Source organism: Pseudoroseomonas cervicalis ATCC 49957 (genome assembly GCF_000164635.1).
In the GTDB taxonomy this organism is placed as follows: Bacteria; Pseudomonadota; Alphaproteobacteria; order Acetobacterales; family Acetobacteraceae; genus Pseudoroseomonas; species Pseudoroseomonas cervicalis.
The window spans coordinates 1-3,140 of sequence record NZ_GG771005.1; the positions used below are offsets into that span (position 1 = coordinate 1).

Below are 3,140 nucleotides of genomic sequence, written 5' to 3' on the forward strand. Positions count from 1 at the left end.
ACTTTTGTCAGTTGGCGTCCCGCTTATGGCCTGAGGTGGGACGCCAAACGGATAAAGTCTTTTTGCTTCTTTTTCTTCAGAAAAAGAAGATCCTTACGCTGCTAATTTTACATCGGATGCCAGCAGCGCCTCCGCCCGCGCCAGCAGCTGCGCCTTCACCTCCGCCACATAGGGATTGTCCTCGGTGATGGTGCGGAACAGCGCCTCGGAATCCTGCGACACCTGGCCGGTGGCGCGCATCAGCAGCTCGAAGCTCGGCGTGGTGTGGGGCAGGTCGGGCATCTCCAGCCCGGAGACCAGCCGCGCCACCAGATGCGTCAGCCCCTGCACCCAGGCCATCTGCCGGTCATGCTCCTCCGGCGTCATGGTCACCAGCTGAAGGCCGAGGCGGCGCAGCATGCGCAGCGCCAGCCGCGCGCGCGCGCCGCCGCCGGGGCAGGCGACCAGCCGCAGCCCCTCGATCCCGTCGCGCCCGCTTTGCGGCCCGAACAGCGGATGGGTGCCCAGCAGTTCGACATGCTCCGGCAGCGCCTCCCGCAGCAGGGCGAGCGGCCGGGTCTTGATCGAGCAGACCTCGACCACCAGCGCGCCGGGGCGCAGATGCGGGGCGATGGCGCGCGCCACCTCGGCCAGGCGCGCTACCGGCACGGCCAGGATGACCACGGGTTGGCGGGCGGCCTCGGCCAGGGACGCGCCGCCGGGCTGCGCCGGGTCGTGCCCCAGCACCGGGCCGAGTTTCTCCAGATGCGGCCGGCAGAAGGCCCCGAAGGCGCCGAGGCCGATCAGCCCCATGCGGGGTGCCGTGGCAGGGAAAGCGGGAAGCGGCATGGTGACCCTCAGGGCTTGCACCGCCGCCGGGAGGGCCATTCCAACAAAAATGCCGCCCCAGGGCGGCATCGTTCGAACAGACAGGTTTCGACCGCGCCGCTTATGTCGAGCGGCGGTAATACAGGCGCGGGGCGGGCGCGGTCATGTTCATCGCCGGCATGATGGGCGCGGCCTGGCCGCAGCGTCAAGCCATGGCTTGACGCGGGCGCCAGCCCTGCGACCCTCCGCCCCATGCGCATCCATGTCCAGAATCCGGCCGACGAGACGGTCTTCCCCATCACCGAGCAGCAATGGCAGGCCGCCATCGCCCGCTCCCCCGACATGGCGGATCTCGAGGTCAGCTTCGCCAGCGACGACGAAGGCTTCACCCGCGCCATGGCCGAGGCCGAGGCCATCGTCACCTGGACCCGGGTGGCGCATCAGCGCTTCCCGAAAGGCGCCCTGCCGGGGCTGGCGCCGAAGCTGAAGCTGATCTTCTGCACCTCCGCCGGGCTCGACAAGCTGGCGCCCTTTGACTTCCTGCCGCCCGGCGTCGCCCTGCTGAACAACCGCGGCACCCATGCCGCCAAGGCCGGCGAATTCGGCATCATGGCGCTGCTGATGCTGGCCAACCACATCCCCGCCTTCGCCCATGACGCGCGGGAAGGGCGCTGGGCGCCGCGCTTCGGCTCGGTCCTGGCCGGGCGCACCGTCTGCATCGTGGGGCTGGGCTCGCTCGGTGGCGGCGTGGCGGCGCGGGCGAAGCAGTTCGGCATGAAGGTCATCGGCGTGCGCAACAGCGCCGCCCCGCACGAGTCGTGCGACGAGGTGGTAGCGCAAGCCGATATCGACCGCGTGCTGCCGCGCGCCGAATTCCTCGTCCTCGCCTGCCCGCTGACGCCGCAGACCCAGGGGCTGCTCGACCGCCGCCGGCTGTCCCTGCTGCCGCAAGGCGCCAAGGTGGTGAATATCGGGCGGGGTCCGCTCTGGGATCAGGAGGCGGTCTGCGACCTGCTGGAGAGCGGCCATCTCGGCGGCGCCGTCACCGACGTCACCGTGCCGGAGCCGCTGCCCGCCGACTCCCGCCTGTGGCGGACGCCGGGGCTGTTCATCACCCCGCACATGTCGTCGGACGATCCGGGCACCTACAACGACCGCAGCCTGGACATCTTCTTCGACAACCTCCGCGCCTGGCGGAAGGGCGAGGCCCTGCCGACGCAGGTGACGGCCGAGCGGGGCTACTAAAAAGCAAAAAGGCCAGGGGAATGAATTCCCCTGGACCCCTTCTTTTTTCTGTCCGTTGGCGCCGGGCTACTTGGCGGCGGCCGAACGGGCGATCGGGGCCACGAATTGCGGCTCGGTGTCCCAGGGGAACAGGATCCAGGTGTCCTGGCTCACCTCGGTGACAAACGTGTCCACCAGCGGCTTGCCGGCGGGCTTGGCATAGACCGTGGCGAAATGCGCCTTGGGCAGCATGCCGCGCACCACCTTGGCCGTGGTGCCGGTGTCCACCAGATCGTCCAGCACCAGCCAGCCATCGCCATCGCCGGCGGCGATCGGCGGCTTGGCCACCACCGGCTCGCCCTTCTTCTCCTCGTCATAGGTGATGATCGAGACACTCTCGATCAGCCGGCAATCCAGCTCGCGGGCGATGATCGCCGCCGGGATCAGCCCGCCACGGGTGATGGCGACGATGCCCTTCCAGGGACCGCGCTCCACCAGCCGCCAGGCCAGGGCCTTGCTGTCTCGGTGAAGCTGGTCCCAGCTGACGGTGTAGTAGCGCGAGGCCATTCTCAGAACATCCTGCCGCCATTCGGGACGGCGAAATCGGGTCGGATCAGCACCACGGCCCCCTCGGGATCGGGCAGGCCCAGCGTCAGGACCTGGCTCTCGAAACCGGCGATGCGGCGCGGCGGGAAGTTCACCACGCACAGCACCTGCCGGCCGATCAGCTTGTCCGGCGTGTAATGCACCGTGATCTGCGCGGAGGAGCGGCGGATGCCGAGCTCGGGCCCCAGATCGATCTCCAGCTTGTAGGCGGGCTTGCGCGCCCCCTCCAGCACCTGGGCATCGACCACGGTGCCGACGCGGATGTCGAGGCGGTCGAAATCTTCGATCGTCGCGGTGGCTTCCATCCCGGTTCGATAGCGCAGCCCTGGCCCGGGCGGAAGGGCGGATTGCCGTGGCGCCGCCCGCATGCCAGCGTCCCGGGCGGGAAACGCTCCGGGAGCAACAATGACGACGGCCGAGGCCCTGCCGACCACCCCCTCCTTGCGCTGCGACGGGCAGCGCGCGCTGGTCACCGGCGCCTCGCGCGGCATCGGCCGCGCCGC

4 protein-coding genes are annotated in these 3,140 nt (G+C 69.6%); 1 reads left to right on the plus strand and 3 read right to left on the minus strand.

Features of this window, described 5'->3' with window-relative positions; all coding sequences use genetic code 11:
* Window positions 1–93 precede the first annotated feature (93 nt).
* A complete protein-coding gene (locus tag HMPREF0731_RS21215; RefSeq protein ID WP_245538380.1) occupies window positions 94–828 on the minus strand; it encodes a prephenate dehydrogenase/arogenate dehydrogenase family protein in 735 nt (244 codons plus the stop codon).
* Window positions 829–1,059: 231 nt separating this feature from the next.
* Here HMPREF0731_RS21215 and HMPREF0731_RS21220 point away from each other — a divergent pair, with 231 nt between their 5' ends.
* Window positions 1,060–2,052, plus strand: coding sequence for a D-2-hydroxyacid dehydrogenase (locus HMPREF0731_RS21220; RefSeq protein WP_007006297.1), 993 nt, complete (start codon window positions 1,060–1,062; stop codon window positions 2,050–2,052).
* Between the two features lie 66 nt (window positions 2,053–2,118).
* Here the strand turns inward: HMPREF0731_RS21220 and gpt are convergent, their stop codons facing one another.
* On the minus strand, window positions 2,119–2,598 hold the full coding sequence (gene gpt, locus HMPREF0731_RS21225) for a xanthine phosphoribosyltransferase (protein WP_007006298.1): 480 nt from the start codon (window positions 2,596–2,598) through the stop codon (window positions 2,119–2,121).
* Window positions 2,599–2,600: 2 nt separating this feature from the next.
* Window positions 2,601–2,942: a tRNA-binding protein gene (locus tag HMPREF0731_RS21230; protein ID WP_007006299.1), complete on the minus strand. Its 342-nt coding sequence runs from the start codon at window positions 2,940–2,942 to the stop codon at window positions 2,601–2,603.
* Window positions 2,943–3,140 lie beyond the last annotated feature (198 nt).

Excerpts from the sequence above, each read along its gene's own strand:
- gpt (WP_007006298.1), bottom strand. The coding sequence starts at position 2,598 with ATGGCCTCGCGCTACTACACCGTCAGCTGGGACCAGCTTCACCGAGAC.
- HMPREF0731_RS21215 (WP_245538380.1), bottom strand. The coding sequence starts at position 828 with ATGCCGCTTCCCGCTTTCCCTGCCACGGCACCCCGCATGGGGCTGATC.
- HMPREF0731_RS21220 (WP_007006297.1), top strand. The coding sequence starts at position 1,060 with ATGCGCATCCATGTCCAGAATCCGGCCGACGAGACGGTCTTCCCCATC.
- HMPREF0731_RS21230 (WP_007006299.1), bottom strand. The coding sequence starts at position 2,942 with ATGGAAGCCACCGCGACGATCGAAGATTTCGACCGCCTCGACATCCGC.